The organism is Variovorax sp. RCC_210, assembly GCF_041355175.1.
In the GTDB taxonomy this organism is placed as follows: domain Bacteria; phylum Pseudomonadota; class Gammaproteobacteria; order Burkholderiales; family Burkholderiaceae_C; genus Variovorax.
Genome location: NZ_JBFUPJ010000001.1, coordinates 1,277,522 through 1,301,209 on the forward strand (window position 1 = coordinate 1,277,522; position 23,688 = coordinate 1,301,209).

Here is a 23,688-nt window from a genome sequence, read left to right on the forward strand (position 1 = left end):
TGCCTCGAAATGCAAAGAGAGCGACCGTATCAATGGAGGGCGTGGGGCACAAAGAAGGAAAGTGCGCAAGGTTATGCAACATGCGGGCATGGGCAGAATGCCGCCTCCGAACACGCCCGGCCCCGGACCGCCATGACCATCACCCTCTCGACCCCGACACCCGACCAGCTGCGCTCTGGCGAACTCGGCCGCAAGCTGCGCCATTTCAACTACGCGGCGGTCGGCGAGTACCCCGAGCAGGAGTACATCCGCATCGACGCCCGCGACGAGAACGACCGGCTGCTGGGCGGCATTCGCGGGTTCGTGTTTCTGTACTGGCTGAACGTCGAAGTGCTGTTCGTCGAGGAAGACGCGCGCGGCGCGCGCCTTGGCAGCCGGCTGCTCGCCGAGGCCGAGCGCCAGGCCGTCGCGCTGGGCGCGAAGAACGCCAGGCTCGACACCTTCGAGTGGCAGGCGCGCGGCTTCTACCTGAAGCACGGCTACGAGGAGTACGCGCGCATCGACGACTACGCGCCGGGCTTCTATCTGGCGTACATGAAGAAATCGCTACCAGGCTCAGCAAACCGAACGGGCTGAGCGCCCGAAGCGCTACTTCGGCGCCGGCTTCCCCGCCCCGATGGCATGGCTCTCCAGCCCTTCCTTGGGCAGCAGCAACGCCAGCACCACCACGCCCAGGCTCACCACCAGCATCGTCACGAAGGTCAGGTGCAGCGAGCCGCCCAGCGCCAGCCGGATGCCCGCGTCGGTGGCGGCACTGCCGTGCGAGCCCTGCAGCAGCAGGCGCAGCTGGTCGTCGGTGAAGGCCATGGCGCCGTCGCCGCGGGTGAGCCCGAAGTTGAAGACGGCGCCGAAGAAGGTGGCGCCCAGCGCGCTGCCGAGGTTGCGCGAGAACACGTTCGACGCGGTGGCCACGCCGCGCTGCGCCACGTCCACCGCCTCCTGGATGAGGATGAGCGAGGCCAGGCTCATCACGCCCATGCCCAGGCCCATGATGAAGGAGCCCACCGCCGCCAGCGCGGGCGTGCTGTTCGACGACAGCAGCGCGAAAGCCGCCGTGCCCACCGGAATGAGCGCCCCGCCGATCAGCACCATGCGCCACAGGCCCACGCGGTGGAAGGTGCGCGACGTCAGCGTGGCGCCGATGGGCCAGCCCAGCATCACCATGGTGAGCGTGAGCCCGGCCTTGACCGACGAGCGCTGCAGCACCACCTGCACATACATCGGCAGGAAGGTGGTGATGCCGATGAGCACCATGCCGCCCAGCATGGCCGCGCCGTTGACGGTGGCGATGATGCGCGCGCCCCACAGCTTGAGCGACACCATCGGGTCGGCGGCGCGGCGCTCCTGCATCACGAACAGCACCAGCGTGACGGCGAAGGCCACGGTCCACAGCGCGGCGCTGCCGGTGTCGCCGATGCCGAAGTCGGTCAGCGCGATCATCAGCGCCGCGATGCCCACGGTGAACAGCACCGCGCCGACGATGTCGATGGACGAGCTGCGCACGGTGGGCGCCTCGTGCAGGTGGCGCCAGAAGAGCGCGGCGGCGGCCAGGCCGATGGGCACGTTCATCCAGAAGATCCAGCCCCACTCCAGCTTCTGCACGATGAGCGCGCCGATCATCGGCCCCACCACCGCCGACACGGCCCACACGCTGGCCAGGTAGCCCTGCACTTTGCCGCGTTCGCGCGCCGGGTACAGGTCGCCCACGATGGTGAGCGACACCGGCTGGATGGCGCCCGCGCCGATGCCCTGGATGAGCCGGAAGCAGATCATGGCCGGCATCGACCACGCGAAGCCCGCGAGCACCGAGCCGATGAGGAAGATGGAGATGCCCACGAACATGATGGGCTTGCGCCCGTACAGGTCGCTGAGCTTGCCGAACACCACCGTCATCGCGGTCTGCGCCAGCAGGAAGGACGCGAAGACCCAGCTGTACAGGTGCAGCCCGCCGAGCTCCGAGGCGATCTGCGGCATCACGGTGGAGACGATGGTCGCTTCGATGGCCACCATGGCCATGGAGGCCATGATCGCGGCGATGACCAGCGGGCGATTCGTTGTTCTGGGTGCCGTGGGAGTGGGTATGGGTGTGGGCGTCATGAGCGGGGGATGCTATCGGGGACACGAGCCCTTGTCCCTGGCTCAAGCTCTCGGGGGGCCATGCCGTGATGCCGTGATGCCGAGATGCCGTGACGTCGTCCTGTCTTCATTCCGTCATGACGCCCCCCGGGCGACAGGATCAGCTCGCGTTCAGCGCCGAGGTGCCGTCATAGATGTAGCGCCGCGACCACGGCAGCGTCTTCGCCGCCCTGCCCGCCTTTCGCCCGACGATCTGGTAGATGGCGACGTCGTCGTTCTCGAACGCGTAGGCGCAGCCGGCCAGGTACACGCGCCAGATGCGGAACTTTTCTTCGTCCACCAGCGTGTGCAGCTTCTCGGCGTTGGCCTCGTAGGCGTCGCTCCAGCAGCGCAAGGTCTGCGCGTAGTGGCGGCGCAGGTTCTCCACGTCGAAGGCTTCCAGCCCGCCCTGCTGCATGGCCTGCAGCGCCAGGCTGATGTGCGGCAGCTCGCCGTTGGGGAACACGTAGCGGTCGATGAAGTCGCCGCCGCCGTAAGACACGCCGCCGCCTTCGGGGTCGGACGAGGTGATGCCGTGGTTCATGACCACGCCGTCGTCGGCCAGCAGCTGCTGCACGCGCCTGAAGTACTCGGGCAGGTTCTTGCGCCCCACGTGCTCGAACATGCCCACGCTGGTGATGCGGTCGAACTGGCCGGTCACGTCGCGGTAGTCCTGCAGCCGGATCTCGATGCGGTCCTGCAGGCCGGCGGCGCGCACGCGCTCGGTGGCCAGGTCGAACTGGTTCTGCGACAGCGTCACGCCCACGCAGCGCGCACCGAACTTCTGCGCCGCGCGGATCACCAGCGCGCCCCAGCCGCAGCCGATGTCCAGCAGCGTCTGGCCCGGCTTGAGCTCGATCTTGGTGAGGATGTGGTCGATCTTCTTGAGCTGCGCGGTGCCCAGGTCTTCGTCGCCGTTTTCGAAGTAGGCGCACGAATAGACCATGTTCGCGTCGAGAAAGAGCTGGTAGAACTCGTTCGACACGTCGTAGTGGTACTCGATGGATTTCTTGTCCGACGACTTGGTGTGCGCAAAGTAGCGCGCCATGTTCTGCAGCGCGCCCGAGGGCTTGTCGATGGAGGTCTTGGCCAGCCCGTAGGCGATGTCGATGACGTCGCTGAGCTTGCCCTCGATGTCGATCTTGCTCTTGACGTAGGCCTCGCCGAGGTTGTCGAGCGTGGGCTGCAGCATCAGCGACAGCGCCGCGGGGGTCTTCACGTGCAGCGTGACGGCCGGGGCGAATGCGCCATTGGCCCCATCTGCGCCCTTGCCCCCGTCCGCGCCGGTGGCCTCGCTGAACTCGCCGAAGTCATACGACTTGCCGTCCCACAACGTCAGCCGCGCCGGCAGGTTCGCACGAGCGCGCACACCGGCGCTCCATTGCGCCAGCTTGTTTTCCCAAAGCATGCTTACTCCGTATGTTGTCCGTGTTTTCGGGTTCCGCCTCTCGCGAGGCGGGCGTGCTGCAGCGGACAAAACAATAGCGAAAATTTGTAAAACCTGCATGGTCGACTCGACGCAAGAAATCGCCGAAAGTGCTAATGCGCGCGAGCGCCTAGCGGGTCGCCGCGCTGGCAGCCTGGCTTGCCGTCGCGCCGTGCGCCGCCACCTCGACGGCCGGCGCGTCGCTGGCCTCGATGAACAGCCGCTTGATCATCGGGAAGCGCGCGCGCACCTGCTTCTCGATGGCGGCGATGGCGTCGGCCGCCTCGCCCGTGTCGGTGTCGTCGTGGAAGTTGACGTCCACCACCACCAGCACGTTGTCGGGCCCGACGTACATCGACAGCACGTGGCCCACCTCTTCCACGCTGGGTTGCGCCATCGCCATCTCGCGGATGGCGCGCGCGGTTTCGGGGCGGATGCCTTCGCCGATGAGCAGCCCGCGCGCCTGGCGAATCAGCAGCACCGCCACGCCGGCCAGCAGCAGCCCGATGACCACGGAGGCAGCCCCGTCGAGCTCGGGCATGTTCAGCCGGTGGCTGAAGTAGATGCCCAGCCCGGCCACCACCAGCCCCGCCAGCGCGGCCGAGTCTTCGGCCAGCACGGTGTAGGTGGTCGGGTCCTTGCTGCGGTCCAGCGCCTGCCAGAACGGCGTGTCGCCGGCCTGCTTCAAGAATTCGCGCAGCGCGATGACGAAACTGGTGCCCTCGAACAGCGCGGCCGCGGCCAGCACCACGTAGTTCCAGGTGGGGTCGCGCATGGGCTCGGGTTCGCGCATGTGCTGCACGCCCTCGAAGAAAGACACGCCGCCGCCCAGCCCGAAGATGAGCACCGCGACGATCAGGCTCCAGAAGTACAGCTCCTTGCCGTGCCCGAACGGGTGCTCGGCGCTCGGTGGCCGCTTGCTCAGGCGAATGCCCACCAGCAGCAGCACGCCGTTGAAGGTGTCGACTGCCGAGTGGATGCCCTCGGACAGCATGGCGGAGCTGCCCGTGACGCCGGCCACGATGAACTTGGTGATGGCGATGGCGACGTTGGCGCCAATGGCGCCGTAGATCGCGACTTTGGATTCGGCCATGGGCTGTGCGATCTTTGCAATCGTTGCGAAGGGAAACGCCCAGTGTCCCCAGCCGATGGCCGCCCGCCGCCGGACGCCCGCGCGACCCCTTGCAGGACGCGCGCGCACTTCAGAAGGGCTCAGCCTGGGCTGCTAGGCCGCTTCCATCGACGCCGCGCCCAGCGCGTCGTTGCCCGCCTCGCCCAGCCAGCGCCGCTTGTCGCGCAGCGGCGGCGCGCCGAACATGCGCCCGTACTCCCGCGCGAACTGCGAAGGGCTTTCGTAGCCCACGCTGTGCGCGGCCGAGGCCACGTCGGCGCCCGTGAGCAGCATCTGGCGGCGCGCCTCCTGCAGGCGCAGCTGCTTCTGGTACTGCAGCGGGCTCATGGCCGTCACCGCCTTGAAGTGGTGGTGGAACGACGACACGCTCATGTGCACCGCGCGCGCCATGTCCTCCACCCGCAGCGACTGCGCGTAGTTCACCCGCAGTGCGCTGATGGCCTTGGTGATGCGCTGCGTGTGGCTGTCCTGCAGCGCGATCTGCCGCAGCCGCGCGCCTTCGCCGTTGACCAGCAGGCGGTACAGGATTTCTCGCTTGATGAGCGGCGCGACGATGGGCACGTCTTCCGGCGTGTCGAGCAGCCGCAGCAGGCGCAGCACCGGCTCCAGCACGGGCATGGCGATGCGGTTGACGTACATGCCGCGCGACGCGGGTGCGTTGGCCTTGGCGGGCAGCTTCTCGTCGCCGATGAGCTCGCCGATCTCGTCCACGGCCAGCTCCAGCCGCACGCCCAGGTAGGGCTCGTTCTCGCTGGTGACGCACACCTGGCCGCACACCGGCAGGTCGACCGAGGTCACCAGGTAGTGCATGGGGTCGTACACGTAGATGTCGTCGCCCACGATGATGCGCTTGGAGCCCTGCGCGATGAGGCCCAGCGCCGGCGTGGCGAAGGCGTGCTTGGGGCCGTCGGGCTTGCTGATGCAGAACACCTGCAGCCCGGGCACGGCGGTGATGACGGTGCCGTCCTGCCCGCGCGTGATGCGCTCGATGAGCGCCACCAGCTCCTTGCGGGCTTCGTCGAGCTCGGCGTCCAGCGGCATGGGCTGGGCAATGACTGCTGCGATTTCTGGGTTTTCGTCGGACATGTTCATGGCCTTGTCACGATGGTGGGGCAGCCAGGCAGCGGCCACCCCTGGAGGAATGAGCGGTTTGCAGCTTAGCGCCGCTCCCCCGGTTTGGCACGCCGCGCGGCGGAGGTCTGGAGAATTAGGCAAAAGCTTTGCAGGAACGCGCGCGCCGCCCGGCAGCCCGCGGCGGGATACTTTTCAGGCTGCCGGGGCCCAGTTCGCGCTCCGCACGCCATCCAACGCAAAGGAACCTCTCCATGCAATACCGCAAATTCGGCCGCACCGGCCTCCTGGTCTCTGAACTGTGCCTGGGCACCATGACCTTCGGCGGCTCCTCCGGCATCTGGGGGCAGATCGGCAACCTGCAGCAGTCCGAGGCCGAAGGGCTGATCGGCAAGGCGATGGACGCCGGCATCAACTTCATCGACACGGCCGACGTGTACTCCGAGGGCCAGTCCGAGGTCATCACCGGCCAGGCGCTGAAGAACCTGAAGGCCCCGCGCGACAGCTTCGTGCTGGCCACCAAGGTGCTGGGCGAAACCGGCAGCAAGGGCCTGAACTCGGCCGGCGCCTCGCGTTTTCACATCATGGACGGCGTGAAGGCCAGCCTGAAGCGGCTGCAGCTCGACCACATCGACCTGTACCAGATCCACGGCTTCGACCCGCTCACCCCCATCGAGGAAACCGTGCACGCGCTGGACACCCTGGTGCGCCACGGCCACGTGCGCTACGTGGGCGTGTCGAACTGGGCGGCCTGGCAGATCACCAAGGCGCTGGGCATCGCCGAGCGCGACAAGCTGGCGCGCTTCGAATCGCTGCAGGCTTACTACACCATCGCCGGGCGCGACCTGGAGCGCGAGCTGGCGCCCATGCTGCGCAGCGAAAACGTGGGCCTGATGGTGTGGAGCCCGCTGGCGGGCGGCCTGCTGAGCGGCAAGTTCGGCCGCGACATCGAGGCCGAGAAGGGCAGCCGCCGCGCCAGCTTCGACTTTCCGCCCGTGAACGTGGAGCGCGCCTACGACTGCATCGACGTGATGCGCCAGCTGGCCGACGCGCGCAAGGTGTCGGTCGCGCAGATTGCGCTGGCCTGGCTGCTGCACCAGCCGGTGGTGACCAGCGTGATCATCGGCGCCAAGCGCACCGAGCAGCTCGACGACAACATCGCCGCCACCGCCATCAAGCTGACCGGCGACGAGCTGGCCGCGCTCGACAAGGTGAGCGCCCTGCCCGCCGAATACCCGGGCTGGATGCTGGAGCGCCAGGGCGGCGCGCGGGCCAAGCGGCTGGCGGAGTCAGGCCAGCGCGGCTGATTGCTGCGGGGCGAGGTGGCCGGCGCGCGCCACCTCGTAAGCCTCGTACGGCGCGTGCATGGCGTGCATTGCGTGCGCGGCCGTCGCACGCAACGCCCGCAGGTCGATGTGCCGGGCCGCCTGCGCGGCGTCGGCCTGCTGCAGGTGCGGCACCACGCCCAGCAGCGGCGCCCCCAGGCGCGCGCGCAGCGTCTGCAGGTTGGCCTGCGGCGCGAGCATCGCGGGATCGACCATGCTGGCCACCCAGCCCGCCAGCACCAGCCCGCGCGCGCGCACGGCCTCGGCCGTCAGCAGCGCATGGTTGAGGCAGCCCAGCCGCAGCCCGACCACCAGCACCACGGGCAGGCCCAGCGCCACGGCCAGGTCGGCGCTGTCGAGGTCGTCGCCGAAGGGCACGCAGAAGCCGCCCACGCCTTCGACCACCACCGCATCGGCGCGCGCCGCCAGTTCGGCGTAGGCCGAGAGCATGGGCTGCAGGGCGATGCGCACGCCCTCTTCCTTCGCGGCCAGGTGCGGCGACATGGGCGCGCGCAGCAGGTACGGGCAACGCAAGGCCAGCGGCGCATCGACGTTGCCGGCGGAGTCGAGCCGCTCCACGTCTTCGTTGCGCCATGCCCCATCTGTCCCATCGATGTCGTCCAGCCCTGCCGCCACCGGCTTCATGCCGACCGCGCGCAGCCCCGAGCCCGCCAGCAGGTGCAGCATGGCGCTGCTGACCAACGTCTTGCCGATGCCGGTGTCGGTGCCGGTCACAAACCAGTGGCGGCGCGTCATGCGGCCTCCCGTTCGGCTTGCGACGGCGGGGCCGACGGTTCGCCCGGCGCCTCGCCCAGTGCCTCGCCCAACGCGTCACCCACGGCTTCGACCAGCCGCGCCACATCGGCCTCCCCGTGGCTCGCCGACAGCGCGATGCGCAGCCGCGCCGTGCCCGCCGGCACGGTCGGCGGACGGATGGCGCCCACGCGCAGGCCGCGCGCGTCGAGCCGCGCCGCCACGCGCATCGCCCGCGCGTTGTCGCCCAGCACCAGCGGCTGGATGGCCGTCGGCGACGGTGCCAGCCACGCGCTGCCGTCCGCGGGCAGCACCGCCTGCAAGCCCTGCCGCAGCTGCGCGATGCGCGCCTGCAGCCGTGCGCGGCGGCGCGCGCCCTCTTCGCCTTCGATCAATGCCAGGCTCGCCAGCAGCGCATGCGCCACCGCCGGCGGCGCGGCCGTGGTGAAGATGTAGGGCCGCGCGCGCTGCACCAGGTAGTCGACCACGGTGCGGTGCGCCGCCACGAAGGCGCCCGACACGCCCGCCGCCTTGCCCAGCGTGCCCACCAGCACCAGCCGCTCGGAGCGCAGGCCCAGCGCCTGCAGCACGCCGCGCCCGGTGACCCCGAGCACGCCGAAGCCGTGCGCGTCGTCGATGACCAGCCACGCGTCGTGCCGCTCGGCCAGCGCGAGCAGCTCGGCCACGGGCGCGAGGTGGCCGTCCATGCTGAAGACCGCGTCGCTCACGATGAGCTTCACCGGCGCATTGCAGGCGGCGAGCTGCGCGTCGAGCGCGGCCACGTCGCAGTGCGCGTACCGTTCCACGCGCGCCTTGGCCAGCCGCGCGCCGTCGATCAGCGAGGCGTGGTTGAGCGACTCCGAGAAGATCACCGCGTCCGCCCCGCCCAGCGCCGACAGCACGGCCAGGTTGGCCATGTAGCCGGTGCAGAAGAACAGGCTGCGGGCTTCGGGAATGTGGGGCGACATCCAGTCCGCGAGCTTGTCTTCGAGCAACGCGTGCGCCCGCGAATGGCCGAGGATGAGGTGCGAGCCGCCGCTGCCCGTGCCGTACAGCGCCGCGCCCTCGGCCCAGGCCTCGGCCAGCGCGGGGTGCGCGGCCAGGCCCAGGTAGTCGTTGCTGCTGAAGCACAGCATGGTGCGCGGCGCGGCGGTGCCGGCCAGCGTCAGCGTCTGCTCGGGGGCGCAGGCGGTTTCCGCGATGTGGCGGCGGCGGCGCAGCGATTGCGCGTCGAGCGCGGCAATCTCGCCCTGCAGGCGGTCAAGCAAGCGCGACATCGCGGGCTCCCTTGTTGTCGCCCGTGGCCATGGCCATGACCGACTTCAGCGTGGCCAGCGTGCCGTCGACCAGCTGGTCGATCTCGCCGTCGCCGATCACATAAGGCGGCATCAGGTACACGGTCGCGCCGATCGGCCGCATCAGCAGGCCGTGCGCGCGCGCCGCCAGGTGAAAGCGCTCGGCGAAGCGCGCGCCGGGTTCGCGCACGTCGAAGGCGGTGATCATTCCGCGCTGGCGCAGGTGATCGACCTGCACTCCCTCCAGCCCTTCGCGCAGGCGCTGCAGCAGCCGCTGCGCACGGCCGCGGTTGCGCCGCAAGGCGTCTTCGCGCCCGAACAGGTCCAGCGTGGCCATCGCCGCGCGGCAGGCCAGCGCGTTGCCGGTGTACGAATGCGAATGCAGAAAGCTGCGCGCCGCGTCGTCGTCCACAAAGCCGTCGTAGATGGCGTCGCGCGTCATCACCAGCGCCAGCGGCAGGTAGCCGCCGCTGATGCCCTTCGACAGGCACAGAAAGTCGGGCCAGATGCCCGCCTGCTCGCACGCGAAGAAGGTGCCGGTGCGCCCGCAGCCCACGGCGATTTCGTCGGCGATCAGGTGCACGCCGAAGCGGTCGCACAGCGCGCGCACCCGGCGCAGGTAGGCCGGGTCGTGCATGGCCATGCCGGTGGCGCACTGCACCAGCGGCTCGACGATGACGGCGGCGATGCTGTCGTGCTGCGCCGCCAGCAGCGCTTCGAGTTCGTCGGCGGCGCGGTGCGCGACGGCGGCCGCGTCTTCGCCCTGGCCTGCATGGCGCGCATCCGGCGAGGCCACGAGGTGCGCCTGCGCCAGCAAGGGCGCGTACGCGTCGCGGAACACGGGCACGTCGGTGACGTGCAGCGCGCCCAGCGTTTCGCCGTGGTAGCCCTGCTTGAGCGCGACGAAGCGCTGCTTGCCGCCGCGGCCCGCGTTGCGCCAGGCGTGAAAGCTCATCTTCAGCGCGATTTCCACGGCCGATGCGCCGTCGGACGCATAGAAGCAATGGCCCAGCGCATGGCCGGTGAGCGCGGACAGACGCTCGGCCAGCTCCACGGCCGGCGCATGCGTGCAGCCCGCGAGCATCACGTGCGAGAACCGGTCGAGCTGGTCCTTCAGCGCGGCATTGAGCGCCGGGTGCGCGTGGCCGAACAGGTTGACCCACCACGAGCTGGTGGCGTCCAGGTAGCGCCGGCCTTCGGCGTCGAAGAGCCACACGCCCTCGCCCCGCGCGATGGGCAGGGGCGGCACGGCCTCGAGGCGGATGCTCTGCGTGCAGGGGTGCCAGACGTGGCGCCGGCTGCGTTGCTGCCAGCCGGCGTTCGAGGCGGGTGAAGTATGGGAATCTGGAGAGAAAGCGGTCGTCGAGGGCACCCGTGCAGTCCTTTTTTCAGGGGCAAGGCGCGGGATCGTATCGACGCATCCGGGGCGCGGCAAACGCCGAAAAGCTGGGCGGAATGACGGACAGTTCGGCGGTGTTCGACGGTGTTGCGTGCGCGTTCGATGCAATGTCGCAGAACAAGCCGACTTCCTCGGTTCAGCCGGCCGTGGCGGGAAAACGCAAGTTGTCTGGCTGGCGCCAGAAACTGGTCACGAATGTCCGGTTGGCACGACTTGGTTGCGCGGTCTGCGGTTTTCAGACACGCGCGGTGGCCGGTTTCAACCAATGCGCCGCCAGCGCGCAACCGACGGTTCAGGCGCTGCTTTTCTTCACCAGCGCCGTGACGTATTCGCGCAGCGACACCACGCCGCGCTCCGGCTTCTCGGGCCGTTCGCAATGGTCCAGCGTGGCGCGCGTCATGGCCGCGTACGACCGGGCCGCCGCATCGGAAAAGCCTTGCGCCTTGAATGCCTGCTCCCACTGCTCGGGCGGCGTCACCTCGACGGCGACCGGCCGTCCCAGCGCCTCGGCGAAGGCCTGCGCCACGTCGGCGGGCGTATAGCGCTGCGGCCCTTCGACAAAGTGCGGCCCCGACGGCGCGGGCGACCCCAGCATCAGCTTCGCGGCGAACTGCCCCAGGTCGTGCGGCGCCACCATCGGCAGGACGAAGTCGGCCGGGTACAGGCTGTGCACCTTGCCGTCTTCGCGCGCGGTTTTCAGCGAGGCGTCCCAGTTGCTCATGTAGTACGCCGCGCGAATGGCGCTGAACGGCACGGGGCCGGCTTGCAGCGCCTGCTCCATTTCGTAGAGCACGCTCGAATCGCCCACCCCCTGGCCGGAGACGTCGGGTTGCGCGCCGTAGGTCGACTCGCCGACGATCTTCTCCAGCTTGCAGCCTTCCAGCGCGGCGACGATGGCGTGCAGCGTCTTGCGCTCCTCGGCCACGGTGTCGGTCGACGGGGGCGCCGGCGGGTTCAGCACGAAGACGCGCGTGCCGCCCAGGAACACGCGGTGCAGCGCGGCGGTGTCGAGCACATCGACCACCGCCACACGCGCGCCCTTGGTCTGCAGTGCCTGCGTCTTGTGCGCGTCGCGGGTGACCACCGTCACGGGCTCGTTGTGCGCGAGCAGCGCCTGCGCCAGAGCCGAGCCGACATGGCCGGTGGCGCCTAGAACGATGTGCATGAGATTTCCTCCGCTTCCTCGTTTCAATTCGCTTCGGTTCGAACGCTTCAGCCGCGCTTCTCTGCGTTGCGCTTGCGCGTGGCCGCGGCCTTCTTCGCGGAAGCCGAGCGTTCCGCTGCCGTGCGGTTCGCGGCAGCGGCGCCGCCCAGGTGGCCGCCCTTGCGCGCCGGTGCATGGTTCTCGGCCTTGCCACGGCCGGAGCCGCTCTTCTTGCCGCCGCCGGTCTCTGCGTTCACCGTGGCCCAGGCGCGCCTTTCGGCCTCGGCCTTGCCGACGCCGCGCTGTTCGTAGCCCTTCTCGATGTGCTGGGCCTCGCGTTTCTGCTTGTCCGTGTAGGACGACTTGTCGCCTCTTGGCATGGCATGGCTCCTTCGCGTTGTCGCACGGTCACTGTGCGCGTTGAGCTTGCTGGGCAAGACACGTCCGCGCAGGGTAAGAAGACGCACGCGGCGCGCGTCAGCCTTGTCTGGCGTGGCCGGCGAAACCGGCCGTGGCCGCGCTCGTCGGCAAGGGCGGGTCAGCCGCTCTGCTTCATCCGCCGCAGGTGCGCCAGCATCTCTTCGCGCACCACGCCCGTGATGTGGCTGCGCCGCCCGCTCTCCAGCATGCCCAGGCGCCGCGCCACCGGCCGGCCCGGCAGCTGCAGCACGCACAGCGCGGGGTCGCTTTCCCAGTCGAAGTTCTTCAGCAGCGGCGCCATGGTGAAGCCCACGTTCTTGCGCACCAGCTCGGCGATGGCCAGCAGCGAATTCAGCTCCAGGAACTCGCGCGGCACCAGCTGCATGCGGCGCAGGTGGCGGTCGATGCGCGCGCCGGTCGGCGTGCGGCGGTCGAAGCGAATGAAGGGGTGCGTGGCGAACAGGTGCGCAATGGAGGTGTCGGGCGACGCGATGCCCGAATTGGCGATGACGGTCAGCGACTCGTCGTAGCACGGCGTCCACAGCAGCCCCGGTACCTCGGGCCACTGGCGCTCGACGACCACGGCCGCGTCGAGCTCGCCGCTCACCACGTCCTGCATCAGCTGCGTCTGCTCGCGCACGCGCAGCTCGACCTCCAGGTTCGGGTGCAGCGACTTCAGCTGCGCCAGCGTGCTCGACAGCAGCCCCATCGCCGAGATGAGCGAGCCGAGCTTGATGGTGCCGGCGATCTGCCGCTGGTCCTGCAGGTCGCGCCGCATCGACTCGTACTGCGCCAGCAGCTCCTCCGCGCGCGGCAGCAGCAGGTGGCCGGCGGGGCTCAGCACCATGGTGCGGCCGGTCTTGTCGAACAGGGTCTTGTTCATTTCCCCTTCGAGCGCGCGCATCTGCTGGCCCACGGCCGCCTGCGTGAGCGCGACCTGGTCGGCCGCCGCGGCGAAGGAGCCGCCCCGGGCGGCGGCCACGAAGGTGCGAAGGAAGCGAATGGTGCTCATGGCGGGCGTGCCCGAGGGGCGGCGATGGGTCGCAGATCGGTGAAAGGGAAAGTTTTTCTTTATTAATTCTAAATAATTTTTAAATTTATTTTTTCCTGTGCTTCCCAAACAATGCGGGCCATGGTCACTGCCTTAGCGCCTCCAGACGGCAGGCAGATGACAAGACCTCCACCGCCCTCCACTGCCATGACCACCCCTCAGTACTTTCCCCTCGTCGATGTTTCCGGCACGCCCCACGCCCGCGGCGTGCAGCATGGCCGCGCCGTGCCCGAGCGCGTGGCCGGCGGCGTGGCGCTGTACCGCGCCCAGCTCGGCCGTCGCGGCCTGGACGACGCCACCATCCGCCGCCTGGCGCAGTCGATGGTGCCGCTCATCGAGGCGTACGACGCCAGCTACCTCGAGGAGATGCGCGGCATCGCCGAGGGCGCGGGCGTGCCGCTCGAAGACATCGTGATGATCAATTGCCGCACCGAGATGCTCTTCGGCTACGCGGACATGAAGCGCGCAGCCGAACCCGCGGCAGACTCGCCCTCGTCCGAAGACGGCGACTGCACCGGCCTGCTGGTGCTGCCCGCGCGCTCGGCCACCGGCCGGCTCATGCACGCCCACAACTGGGACTGGCGCCAGGAATGCGTGGACACCGGCATCGTGCTGCGCATCCGCAACGCGGGCGGGCCCGACATGCTCACCTTCACCGAGGCCGGCGCGCTGGCGCGCCACGGCTTCAACAGCCACGGCGTGTCGCTCACCGGCAATTCGCTGACCTGCCACGAAGACTTCCAGCACGGTGCCGGCGTGCCGCTGGTGCTGCTGCGCCGCCGCGTGCTGGAGGCCGCCAACCTCGCGCAGGCGATGAAGACCATCTGGGCCTCGAAGCGCTACTGCGCCAACAACATGATCCTGGCGCAAGCCACGGGTAACGACGGCTCGGGCATCAGCCTGGAAACCTCGCCGGGCGAGATCTTCTGGACGCTGCCCGAAAACGACCTGCTGGTGCACGCCAACCACTGGATGTCGCCCTCGGCCGTCATCAAGCTGCGCGACCCCGGCCTGCCGCAGCGCCCCGACAGCATCTACCGCCAGCACCGCGTGGAAAACGCGCTGGGCCGCGTCATCTCTCAACCCGAAGGCAGCATCGACTGGACCCATGTGAAGGCCGCGCTGGCCGACGAGTTCGGCAAGCCCGACGGCGTGCTGCGCACCCCGAAGCCGGCCGACTTCAGCAGCATCTCGGCCACCGTGGCCACCACCCTCATGGACGCGGCCAACCGCGTGATGTGGGTCGCCCGCAAGCCCTACGAGGCCCGCAACTTCCAGGAATACACGCTCTGAGCCGCGCCGCCATGACACAAGCAAACATCCCCGCAGACACTTCCTCGAACGCTCCCGCAAACGCTTCCACCGAAGCCACCACCGCGCTGGCCGACCAGCGCGCCCGCGCCATCTACGACCTGGGCCCGAGCACCGTCTACGCCTCGCGCACCGACCCGCGCTTCTCGTACTGCACCTACGTGCCGCACCACATCGGCAAGCCGGGCGCGCGCCCCATGCAGCTGGTGGTGGTCATGCACGGCACCGGCCGCGCCTTCGTCAACTACCGCGAGGCCTTCAGCGGCTTCGCCAAGTGGAACGACTGCATCGTGCTGTGCCCGCTGTTCCCGGCGGGCGTTCGCGGCGACGGCAACCGCGACGGCTTCAAGCACCTGGTGGAAGCCGACATCCACTACGACCGCATCCTGCTGGACATGGTGGCCGAGGTGGCCGAGAAGTTCGGCTGCGACTTCAGCCGCTTCGCCCTCTTCGGCTACTCGGGCGGCGGCCAGTTCGCCAACCGCTTCGCCATGCTGCACCCCGAACGCCTGTGGGCGGTGTCCATCGGCGCGCCGGGCTCGGTGACGCAGCTCGACCCCACGCAGGGCTGGTGGGTGGGCACCCGGGACTTCGAGGCGCGCTTCGGCAAGCCCATCGACCTGGACGCGCTGCGCCAGGTGCCGGTGCAGATGATTGCCGGCAAGGCCGACATCGAGACCTGGGAAATCACCCACCGCGAAGGCGGCAAGTACTACATGCCCGGCGCCAACGACGCGGGCAAGACCCGGCCCGAGCGGCTGGACACGCTGCGCCGCTCCTTCGAGGCGGCGGGCGTGGCGGTGCGCTTCGACCTGCTGGACAACGTGCCGCACAACGGCCTGGCCTGCGTGGGCCGCGTGCAAGACTTCCTGGCCGACGCGCTGTATGCGCTGCGCGAGCCGCGCGCCGTGTCGTCGTCGGCCTGAGCGTCCGGCGCTCCGTTCGCAACCCTTTCGCTTCGACAAGGAAAAAGGCCCATGTTCCGTTTCGCAGCCGCCCGCATCGCGATGGCGATTCCCACACTGCTCATCGTGGCGGTGTCGGTGTTCGTGCTGATACGGCTGATTCCCGGCGACCCGGCCCAGTTGCTGCTGGGCGACCTCGCCACGCCCGCCAGCCTGGCCGACCTGCGCGCGCGCCTGGGCCTGGACCGCTCGCTGCCGGCGCAGTTCGGCATCTGGTTCGGCCATGTGCTGCAGGGCGACCTGGGCACCTCCATCAACAGCGGGCAGGACGTGCTCTCGCTGGTGACCGACCGCTTTCTCATCAGCGGTCGCATCGTGCTGGTGGCCGTGGCGCTGGCCGCCATGGTGGCGGTGCCCGCGGGCATGGTCGCCGCGTGGAAGCAGAACCGCGCGCCCGACCTGCTGCTGGTCGGCTCGGCCACGCTGCTGGTGTCCATTCCGACCTTCTGGCTCGGGCTGCTGTTGCTGCTGCTGTTCGGGCTGAAGCTGGGCTGGCTGCCGGTGGTGGGCTACGTGGGCATCGCCGAAGACTGGAAGAACGGCCTGCTGTACCTGGTGCTGCCGGTGCTCACGCTGTTCCTGCACGAGATCGGGGTGCTCATGCGCATGGCGCGCGCCAGCACGCTGGAGGTGCTGCGGCTGGACTACATCACGCATGCGCGCGCCAAGGGCCTGTCGGAGCGCGCGGTGCTCATGCGCCACGCCTTCAAGAACGCCTTCGGCCCCACCTGGACGCTCATCGGCCTGGTGCTGGGCAACCTGCTGGGCGGCATCGCGGTGGTGGAAACGGTGTTCACCATTCCGGGCCTGGGCCGGCTGCTGGTCGACGCGATCTTCGCGCGCGACTACCCGGTGATCCAGGGCTGCCTGCTGTTCGTGGCGGTGATCTACGTGGTGGTGAACCTCGTTATCGACCTTTGCTATCCCTTCTTCGACCCCCGCGTCGCCGTCGAATGAGCACGATGAAACGCAAGAAACGCATTCCCCTGAACGCCCTGGTGGGCATCGTCGTGGTCGCGCTCATCGTGGGCGCCGCGCTGCTGAGCCTGGTGTGGACGCCGCACGACCCGCTGCGCATCAACTTCGGCTCGCGCCTGAAGCTGCCCGGCGCCACCTACGTGCTGGGCACCGACGAGTTCGGCCGCGACGAGCTCTCGCGGCTCATGGCCGGCGCCGCCACCAGCGTGTGGATCGGCGTGCTGACGGTGGGCTTCTCGATCGTGGTGGGCAGCATCGTGGGCGTGCTCACGGGCTTTCTGCGCGGCTGGACCGACCGCATCGTGATGGCCTTCAACAACGCGCTGCTGGCCTTTCCCGGCCTGCTGCTGGCGCTGGGCCTGCTGGCGGTGGTGGGCGCGAACCAGTACGGCATCGTGCTGGCGCTGGGGCTGGCCTACACGCCCTCGGTAACGCGCATCGTGCGCGGCACGGTGCTGTCGCTGCGCGAAAAGGAGTTCATCGAGTCGTCCCGCGTGCTGGGCAACTCCGAGCTGTACACCATGGTGCGCCACGTGCTGCCCAACTGCACCGCGCCGCTCACGGTGCTGGCCACCTCGATGTTCGGCTGGGTGATATTGGCCGAGAGCGCGCTGTCTTTCCTGGGCCTGGGCGTGCCGCCGCCGGCGCCCACCTGGGGCAACATGCTGGCCTCGGCCCGCCCGTTCATGGCGCAGGCCAGCTACCTCTCGATTCTTCCGGGCCTGTGCATCGCGCTGACGCTGCTGGGCATCAACCTGCTGGGCGACGCCGTGCGCGACTGGCTCGACCCGCGCATGAAGGGCGTGCAATGACCACCACCACAACCCAAGGCCCCCTGGTCAGCGTGGAAGGCCTGACGCTCGCTGTCGGCCACGGCGGCCGCGAGATCGTGCGCAACGTGTCCTTCGACATCGCGCCGGGCGAGATGGTCGGCATCGTCGGCGAATCGGGCAGCGGCAAGACGCAGGCCGCACGCGCCCTCATGGGCCTCACGCCGCCGCCGCTGGTGCGCACGGCGGGCCGCATCCTGTTCGAGGGCGAAGACCTGGCGCTGGCCAAGCCGGCGCGGCTGCGCGAGCTGCGCGGCGCGCGCGTGGGCATGGTGTTCCAGGAGCCCATGACCTCGCTGAACCCGTCGATGACCATCGGCAAGCAGCTGGGCGAGGCGCTGGCGCTGCACCGGCGCGACCTGGGCGCGGCCGCGCGCGAGGCGCGCATTCTCGACATGCTGGCGCGCGTGGGCATCCGCGACCCCAAGGGCGCGCTCGCAGCCTGGCCGCATGAGTTTTCGGGCGGCATGCGGCAACGGATGATGCTGGCCTCGGTGATGCTGCTGGAGCCCGCGCTGCTGATCGCCGACGAGCCCACCACCGCGCTCGACGCCGTGGTGCAGCGCGACGTGCTGGAGCTGATGGTCGGCCTCACGCGCGAGCACCGCACGGCCGTGCTCATGATCAGCCACGACCTGCCCATGGTCGCGCGCTTCACCCAGCGCATGGTCGTCATGCGCCACGGCGAGGTGAAGGAAACCGGCCGCACCGACGAGATGCTCGAGCGCCCGAAGCACGATTACACCCGCGAGCTGCTGCAGGCCATGCCGCGCCGCATGCCCGCGCGCCAGGTGCCCGACGAGGCGCCCGTGGTCGAGGTGCGCAACCTGGTGGTCGACTACGCCGGCCACCGCCGCCTGTTCGCCAAGGCCGTGCCCAAGCGCGCGCTGCACGGCATCGACCTGGTGGTGCGCCCGCGCGAGGTGGTGGCGGTGGTGGGCGGCTCGGGCTCGGGCAAGACCACGCTGGGCCGCACCATCGCGGGCCTGATCAAGCCGAGCGAAGGCGACATCCTGTTCCGCGGCCGGCCCATCCTGCGTTCGGACGCGGGCTGGGAAGACTACCGGCTGCAGTGCCAGATGGTGTTCCAGGACCCGTACGCCTCGCTCGATCCGCGCATGACCATCGGCCAGCTGGTGGGCGAAGGCCTGCGGCTGGTGAAGGGCATGTCGTCGCCCGACAAGGCCAGGCGCGTGGCGGAGGTGCTCGACGAGGTGGGCCTCGGTACCGCCTACGCGCCGCGCTACGCGCACGAGCTGTCCGGCGGCCAGCGCCAGCGCGTGGCCATTGCGCGCGCCATCGTGCGCCGGCCCGCTTTCGTGATCGCCGACGAGCCGGTGTCCGCGCTCGACGTGACCGTGCGCGCGCAGGTGCTCGAGCTGTTCGCCGAGCTGCAGAAGCGCCACGGCTTCTCGTGCCTGTTCATCAGCCACGACCTGGGCGTGGTCGAGCAGGTGGCCGACCGCGTGATCGTGATGCAGGACGGCCGCATCGTCGAGCAAGGCCCGCGCGACGCGGTGTTCGACGCGCCGCAGCAGGACTACACGCGCAAGCTGCTGTCGGCCATTCCCGCGCTGGAGCCGACGCCCGCCGGTGGCGTGCGGCTGCGCTGGCGCTTCGGGGCCGAAACGCCGGCGCCGGCCTTCGCCTGATTTCTTTGTCCTTGAACCGCAGGAGTCCTTCATGCCCCGCTTCACCCTTCGCCGCGCCGCCCTCGCCGCCGTCCCAGCAGCCTGCCTGGCCGCATCGGCCGCTTTCGCCCAGACCACCGTCACCGTGGCGCAGCCCGCCGACATCCGCTCCACCAACCCCGGCGTGAACCGCGACAACACCACCGACGGCGTGCTGCTCAACGTGGTCGAGGGGCTGGTCGGCTACCGCGCGGACGGCAGCGTGGGCCCGCTGCTGGCGCAGTCGGTCGATGTGTCGGCCGACGGCCTCACCTACACCTTCAAGCTGCGCAAGGGCGTGAAGTTCCACAACGACGCGCCGCTCACCGCCGCCGACGTGGCCTGGAACTGGAAGCGCTACATGGACCCGAAGACCGACTGGCGCTGCACCAGCGAGTACGACGGGCGCAACGGCCTGAAGGTGGTGGACACCGCCACGCCCGACGACGCCACCTTCGTCATGAAGATCAACAAGCCCTCGGCCGTGTTCCTGGACACGCTCGCGCGCACCGACTGCGGCATGACGGCCATCCTGCACAAGAGCTCGCTGAAGGCCGATGGCAGCTGGGACAAGCCGGTGGGCACCGGCCCCTTCAAGTTCGGCGAATGGAAGCGCGGCGAGTACGTGACGCTCACCGCCTTCAAGGGCTACACCTCGTCGCCCGGCGCCACCAGGTCCGACGGCTACACCGGCCTGAAGGCACCGCTGGTCGACACGGTCAGGTTCCTGGTGGTGCCCGACGCCGCCACGGCCGCGGCCGGCCTGAAGTCGGGCGCCATCGACGCGGGGCAGATCACGTCGAGCGACGCGCAGGAGCTGAAGACCGACCGCAGCCTCACGGTGCAGGCGCCGCCCGAGGCCATCAAGAACGTGCTGCTGATCCAGACGCGCGACCCGCTGCTGAAGAACCAGAAGCTGCGCCAGGCCATCGCGGCCTCGCTGGACATCGAGCAGATCGTGGCGGCCGCCTCCGAAGGGCTGGGCGCGGTGAACAACTCGGCCATCCACAAGGGCTCGGCCTTCTACAGCGCCGCGCAGAAGAAGGGCTGGCACTACGACCCGGCGCAGGCCGCCAAGCTGCTGCGCGAGGCCGGCTACAAGGGCGAGAAGATCACCATCCAGACCAACAAGCGCGCGCACGTGCCCAGCTACACGGTGGCCGTGCTGGCGCAGGCCATGATGCAGGCGGTGGGCATCAACGCGCAGATCGAGGTGCTCGAATGGGCCACGCAGCTCGACCGCTACAACAGCGGCAACTACCAGATGAGCTCGTTCAGCTATTCGTCGCGGCTGGACCCGGCGCTGAGCTACGAGCAGTTCTCCGGCCCCAAGGACAAGCAGGCGCGCAAGGTGTGGGAAGACCCGCAGGCGCTGAAGCTCATCGACGACAGCTTCACCGAGGCCGACCCGAAGAAGCGCCAGGTGCTGTTCGACCAGATCCACGCGCAGATGATCCAGCAGGTGCCCATGGTGATGCTGTTCAACGGCATCGACGCCTGGGCGGTGCGCAAGCGCGTGAGCGGCTTTGCGGTTTGGGAAGGCAAGCCCCGCCTGTGGGGCGTGTCGGTCACGGCGACGCGCGGCTGAAGCCCAGCAACGGCATCGGTACCGGCACGGGAACAGGCATCGACAAGGGCACCGGCACCGCCGGTGCCAGCGCGGCCACCATGGCCAGCAGCGTGTCGCCGAAGCCGCCGCGCGCGCGTGCGTCGGTGCGGGCGCTGGTCGTCACGCGCGGGCCGGCGCTCCAGGCGATGCGCGCGCCGATGGCGGTGAGCGACTCGACCAGCGCCACGTCTTCGCTGCAGGCCAGCGGCGCGAACCCGCCCGCGCGGCGGTAGGCCTCGGCGGCCACGCCCAGGTTGGCGCCGTGCACATGCCGGTGGCCGTCGGCGTGCGTGTAGCGGCTGTCGAAATGCGCCTGCACGCGCTCGCCTTCCGTGCCGTGCACGCTCCAGTCTTCCACCGCCACGCAGCCGCACACCGCGTCGGCCTGCTCCGCGAGCTGCATCACCAGCCAGTCGGGCGAGACCACGGTGTCGGCGTCGGTGAAGGCGAGCCAGCGCGCGCCGGCCTCGATGCACAGCTCGGCCCCGCGCGCGCGGGCAATGCCCACGTTGCGCGCCGTCAATGACAAGCGCGCCACGCCGTGCGCGAGCACCACGTCTTCGGTGGCGTCGCTGCAGCTGTCGAGCACGACCACCACTTCCACCGCTTCTCCGGCCAGCGCCGGGTGCGCCGCCGCCAGCTGCACGGCGGCCAGCGCGGCGCCGATGCGTTCGCACTCGTTGTGCGCGGGAATGACGACGCCGATCACCGGATGCCCTCCCGCTGCGCCACCGAGCGCGCGTCGCGCGACCACAGCTGCAGCACGAAATCGTCTTCCTCGTGCAGCACGAGCCGTGCGAGCCCCAGCTCGGCGAGGATGCCCTGCACGTCCTTCGTGGCGAGGCTGCGCTGTTCGAAATCGGGCCGCCAGTCGCAGGCGACCAGCGTGCCGTCGTCGTCCAGAGAAAGCGCGCAGCATTCGGCCACGCGCTGCATGTCGCTGCGCGGCAGGAAGTAGCCGACCTCGCTGAGCACGATCAGGTCGAAGCCGCCGGCGTCGTGCGGCCAGTCGGCCGGCAGCGTGTGGCGCGCGACTTGCACGTTGGTCATCGCCTCCGTCCGCTGGCGGGCCAGCGCGACGGCCTGCGCGTTGAAGTCGCTCGCCAGCAGTTCGTCGCAGCGCTGCGCGAGCGCGAGCGTAAGTTCGCCGATGCCGCAGCCCGGCTCGTAGGCGCGGCGAAAGCGCGGCTGCGGCAAGGCGGCCAGCAGCACGGCCCGCTTGCGGGCCTCGTACCAGCGCTGGCGCGAGGCGTAGGGGTCGTCGCTGGCGGCGTAGAGGGCGTCGAAGTACGGGCGCTGGTCCCGATCTGGGCCCTGCTGGCCCTGCTGGCCCTGCTGGCCCTGCTGGCCCTGCTGGCCCTGCTGGCCCTGCGCCTTTTCGGCAGGCCCGCTCACAGGAACACCACTTCGTAAGGCCGCGCCGCGCGCTCGACGGTGGTGGCCCGCAGCACCGGGCCGGAGCCGGTGGACGCATCGCGCCGCAACTGGCTGGTAAAGGCCTGGACGGCCGCGCGCTTGCGGCGCACGGCCTCGGCGCTCAGCGGCAGGCGAAAGGCGTTCTTCCACGGCATGCGGCTGTCGCCGGGGCGGGACCAGTGCCAGCCCCACACCGGCACCTCGACCAGGCGCGCGCCGGCGCTGGCCGCGGCCAGCGCGCAGGCCTCGCCGGTGACTTCGTGGTCGGGGTGACCGTCTTGCCGCCAGGTGGTGAAGACCACGTCGCCCGGGCGCAGCAGCGACACCAGCTGCGCCGCGAGCAAGGCGCGCATGTCCTTGAGGCCGCCGTCGGGCAGGCCGAGCCGCGCCGGCGCAATGGACAGGCCCAGCCGGCGCAAGGCGCGCAGGCTTTCGCGCGGGCGGGCCTGCGCCAGCCGCTCGGCCGACCACTCGGTGGAGCCGCTGTGGCTGGCGGTGCCGTCGGTCACGGCGATCACCTCGACCGGCGTGCCGCTGTCGGCCAGCTGCGCCAGCAGGCCGCCCACCGAGAGCACCTCGTCGTCGGGGTGCGGCGCGACGACCACCGCGCGCGAGCCCTCGGGCACCAGCGCGCGCAGGTCGATGTGCGGCAACTCGGCCAGGCCCGGCCAGCGGTGCCATTCGGCTTCGGTGGTGCCTTCGCCCCGGATGGCGCGGCGCTCTACAGGGTCCATGACGCGGTCTCCTCTTCAGATGTCTGGGTGGCCAGCTGGCCGAGCGCCGCGAGGTCGCGCTCGGCATGGCTTTGTCGCAGGAACACGGGCAGGTCGGCCATGGCCTGCGCGAACTGCGGGTCGCGGCACAGCGGGCCGGCACCGACCGCGCGGCCGGCGTGCCGCATCACCTCGGTAGCGGCCTGCTCGACGGCCAGGCGCGCGCACATCGCGACGCGCTGGGCGTTGTCTTTCGGGTGGCGGTCGATCCACTCGGCGGCTTCGCGCAGCAACGCGGCGGCCCCGCCCAGCGCCACCTCAATGGCGCCCAGGTGCGCGAGCCGGTGCGCGTCGGCCTTCGGGCCCGTGCCCTTGCGCACCTGGCGCGCGATGCCCAGCGCGCCGCCGAACCAGCACGCGGCAATGCCGGCGCCGCCCTGCCAGAAGCCGGGCCGGCGCACGTAGTCGCCGGGCTGGCCGATCTGCACCGCGCGCGCGCCGTCGAAGCGCACGTCGACGCTCGCGCTCGCGGCCATGCCGACGGCGTGCCAGCCCTCGTCGGTGACGCGCACGCCGGGCTGGGTCATGGACACGGCTGCCAGGCACGGTTCGCCGGCCGTGTTCCAGCCGCTGACAACAGCGTGGGTGACGCTGGCCGCGCCGGAGCACCAGGCCTTGGTGCCGTGCATGCGAATGGCCTGCCCTGCGCCGTTGCCGTCGTTTTTGCCGTCTGCGGCGGCCGGCTCGAACACCACTTTCGCGTCCGGCGGCTCGGCGCACCACGTGCCCCAGCGCGCCCCGCGCGGCGTCGACGGTGCGCCACCGAGTTCGGCCAGGATGGCGAGCGCATCGGTGTGGCCCTCGAAGAGCTTGACCAGCGACAGGTCGTGCGCGGCCACGGCCGCCAGCACCCGCCAGCGCGCGAGCGTGTGGCCCGAGCCCGGTCGCGGCAGCACGTCGATGCCCGCTTCGACGAGATGGCCCAGCGACAGGCCGCGGCCGTGCCGAAGCGCCAGGGGGGTGAGGACATCGGCGGGAACGGGATCGAACATGGCCTGAAGTTAG

Annotated in this window: 22 protein-coding genes; 8 read left to right on the top strand and 14 right to left on the bottom strand. The window is 70.0% G+C overall.

What is annotated here, in order from left to right:
• Positions 1-132: 132 nt before the first annotated feature.
• A complete protein-coding gene (locus AB6807_RS06005) occupies positions 133-576 on the top strand; it encodes a GNAT family N-acetyltransferase (RefSeq protein WP_371083873.1) in 444 nt (147 codons plus the stop codon).
• 12 nt (positions 577-588) lie between these two features.
• On the opposite strand, the gene AB6807_RS06010 is transcribed toward AB6807_RS06005, so the two are convergent.
• From AB6807_RS06010 to AB6807_RS06025, 4 genes are all read right to left on the bottom strand, one after another.
• Positions 589-2,097, bottom strand: a complete 1,509-nt coding sequence (locus tag AB6807_RS06010) for an MDR family MFS transporter (RefSeq protein WP_371083874.1) — start codon at positions 2,095-2,097, stop codon at positions 589-591.
• A gap of 139 nt (positions 2,098-2,236) precedes the next feature.
• Positions 2,237-3,523, bottom strand: a complete 1,287-nt coding sequence (locus AB6807_RS06015; protein WP_371083875.1) for a class I SAM-dependent methyltransferase — start codon at positions 3,521-3,523, stop codon at positions 2,237-2,239.
• A gap of 148 nt (positions 3,524-3,671) precedes the next feature.
• Positions 3,672-4,634 carry a cation diffusion facilitator family transporter gene (locus tag AB6807_RS06020; RefSeq protein WP_371083876.1) on the bottom strand — a complete coding sequence of 321 codons (963 nt, stop codon included), beginning with the start codon at positions 4,632-4,634 and terminating at the stop codon, positions 3,672-3,674.
• A 132-nt stretch (positions 4,635-4,766) separates the two neighbouring features.
• Positions 4,767-5,759, bottom strand: a complete 993-nt coding sequence (locus AB6807_RS06025) for an AraC family transcriptional regulator (RefSeq protein ID WP_116907872.1) — start codon at positions 5,757-5,759, stop codon at positions 4,767-4,769.
• 239 nt (positions 5,760-5,998) lie between these two features.
• Here AB6807_RS06025 and AB6807_RS06030 point away from each other — a divergent pair, with 239 nt between their 5' ends.
• Entirely contained in the window at positions 5,999-7,051 is a 1,053-nt protein-coding gene (locus tag AB6807_RS06030) for an aldo/keto reductase (RefSeq protein WP_371083877.1), read from the top strand.
• Here AB6807_RS06030 and bioD read toward each other — a convergent pair.
• The 6 genes from bioD to AB6807_RS06060 all read right to left on the bottom strand — a co-directional run bounded on the left by bioD (position 7,034) and on the right by AB6807_RS06060 (position 13,092).
• Complete coding sequence (bioD, locus tag AB6807_RS06035; RefSeq protein WP_371083878.1) at positions 7,034-7,825, bottom strand: dethiobiotin synthase; 792 nt, start codon at positions 7,823-7,825, stop codon at positions 7,034-7,036. The genes AB6807_RS06030 and bioD overlap by 18 nt on opposite strands.
• Positions 7,822-9,099 (bottom strand): 8-amino-7-oxononanoate synthase, encoded by a 1,278-nt coding sequence (gene bioF / locus AB6807_RS06040; protein WP_371083879.1) that lies wholly within the window; start codon positions 9,097-9,099, stop codon positions 7,822-7,824. Before bioF ends, bioD begins: the two co-directional genes overlap by 4 nt.
• On the bottom strand, positions 9,083-10,489 hold the full coding sequence (bioA, locus tag AB6807_RS06045) for an adenosylmethionine--8-amino-7-oxononanoate transaminase (RefSeq protein ID WP_371083880.1): 1,407 nt from the start codon (positions 10,487-10,489) through the stop codon (positions 9,083-9,085). Before bioA ends, bioF begins: the two co-directional genes overlap by 17 nt.
• Before the next feature lie 319 nt (positions 10,490-10,808).
• Positions 10,809-11,681 (bottom strand): NmrA family NAD(P)-binding protein, encoded by an 873-nt coding sequence (locus tag AB6807_RS06050; protein WP_371083881.1) that lies wholly within the window; start codon positions 11,679-11,681, stop codon positions 10,809-10,811.
• 47 nt (positions 11,682-11,728) lie between these two features.
• Positions 11,729-12,040, bottom strand: a complete 312-nt coding sequence (locus tag AB6807_RS06055) for a plasmid stabilization protein (protein WP_116907656.1) — start codon at positions 12,038-12,040, stop codon at positions 11,729-11,731.
• A gap of 158 nt (positions 12,041-12,198) precedes the next feature.
• A complete protein-coding gene (locus AB6807_RS06060) occupies positions 12,199-13,092 on the bottom strand; it encodes a LysR substrate-binding domain-containing protein (protein ID WP_116907655.1) in 894 nt (297 codons plus the stop codon).
• Between the two features lie 186 nt (positions 13,093-13,278).
• Here AB6807_RS06060 and AB6807_RS06065 point away from each other — a divergent pair, with 186 nt between their 5' ends.
• The 6 genes from AB6807_RS06065 to AB6807_RS06090 are packed head-to-tail and all read left to right on the top strand — an operon-like array spanning position 13,279 to position 20,473.
• A complete protein-coding gene (locus AB6807_RS06065) occupies positions 13,279-14,424 on the top strand; it encodes a C45 family autoproteolytic acyltransferase/hydolase (protein WP_371083882.1) in 1,146 nt (381 codons plus the stop codon).
• Between the two features lie 11 nt (positions 14,425-14,435).
• Positions 14,436-15,368: a hydrolase gene (locus tag AB6807_RS06070; RefSeq protein ID WP_371083883.1), complete on the top strand. Its 933-nt coding sequence runs from the start codon at positions 14,436-14,438 to the stop codon at positions 15,366-15,368.
• A 51-nt stretch (positions 15,369-15,419) separates the two neighbouring features.
• Positions 15,420-16,364 carry an ABC transporter permease gene (locus tag AB6807_RS06075; RefSeq protein WP_371083884.1) on the top strand — a complete coding sequence of 315 codons (945 nt, stop codon included), beginning with the start codon at positions 15,420-15,422 and terminating at the stop codon, positions 16,362-16,364.
• 5 nt (positions 16,365-16,369) lie between these two features.
• Positions 16,370-17,197 carry an ABC transporter permease gene (locus AB6807_RS06080; RefSeq protein ID WP_371083885.1) on the top strand — a complete coding sequence of 276 codons (828 nt, stop codon included), beginning with the start codon at positions 16,370-16,372 and terminating at the stop codon, positions 17,195-17,197.
• Entirely contained in the window at positions 17,194-18,867 is a 1,674-nt protein-coding gene (locus tag AB6807_RS06085) for an ABC transporter ATP-binding protein (protein ID WP_371083886.1), read from the top strand. The genes AB6807_RS06080 and AB6807_RS06085 overlap by 4 nt, the downstream gene beginning before the upstream one ends.
• Positions 18,868-18,898: 31 nt before the next feature.
• Positions 18,899-20,473 (top strand): ABC transporter substrate-binding protein, encoded by a 1,575-nt coding sequence (locus AB6807_RS06090; protein ID WP_371083887.1) that lies wholly within the window; start codon positions 18,899-18,901, stop codon positions 20,471-20,473.
• Here the strand turns inward: AB6807_RS06090 and AB6807_RS06095 are convergent.
• From AB6807_RS06095 to AB6807_RS06110, 4 genes are read right to left on the bottom strand one after another with little or no spacing between them, the layout of a single operon-like run.
• Positions 20,454-21,203, bottom strand: coding sequence for a glycosyltransferase family 2 protein (locus AB6807_RS06095; RefSeq protein ID WP_371083888.1), 750 nt, complete (start codon positions 21,201-21,203; stop codon positions 20,454-20,456). The two genes, AB6807_RS06090 and AB6807_RS06095, sit on opposite strands and share 20 nt — an antisense overlap.
• Positions 21,200-21,889, bottom strand: coding sequence for a class I SAM-dependent methyltransferase (locus tag AB6807_RS06100; protein ID WP_371083889.1), 690 nt, complete (start codon positions 21,887-21,889; stop codon positions 21,200-21,202). The genes AB6807_RS06095 and AB6807_RS06100 overlap by 4 nt, the downstream gene beginning before the upstream one ends.
• Positions 21,886-22,644: a PIG-L deacetylase family protein gene (locus AB6807_RS06105; RefSeq protein ID WP_116907649.1), complete on the bottom strand. Its 759-nt coding sequence runs from the start codon at positions 22,642-22,644 to the stop codon at positions 21,886-21,888. Before AB6807_RS06105 ends, AB6807_RS06100 begins: the two co-directional genes overlap by 4 nt.
• On the bottom strand, positions 22,632-23,675 hold the full coding sequence (locus AB6807_RS06110) for an acyl-CoA dehydrogenase (protein WP_371083890.1): 1,044 nt from the start codon (positions 23,673-23,675) through the stop codon (positions 22,632-22,634). Before AB6807_RS06110 ends, AB6807_RS06105 begins: the two co-directional genes overlap by 13 nt.
• Positions 23,676-23,688 lie beyond the last annotated feature (13 nt).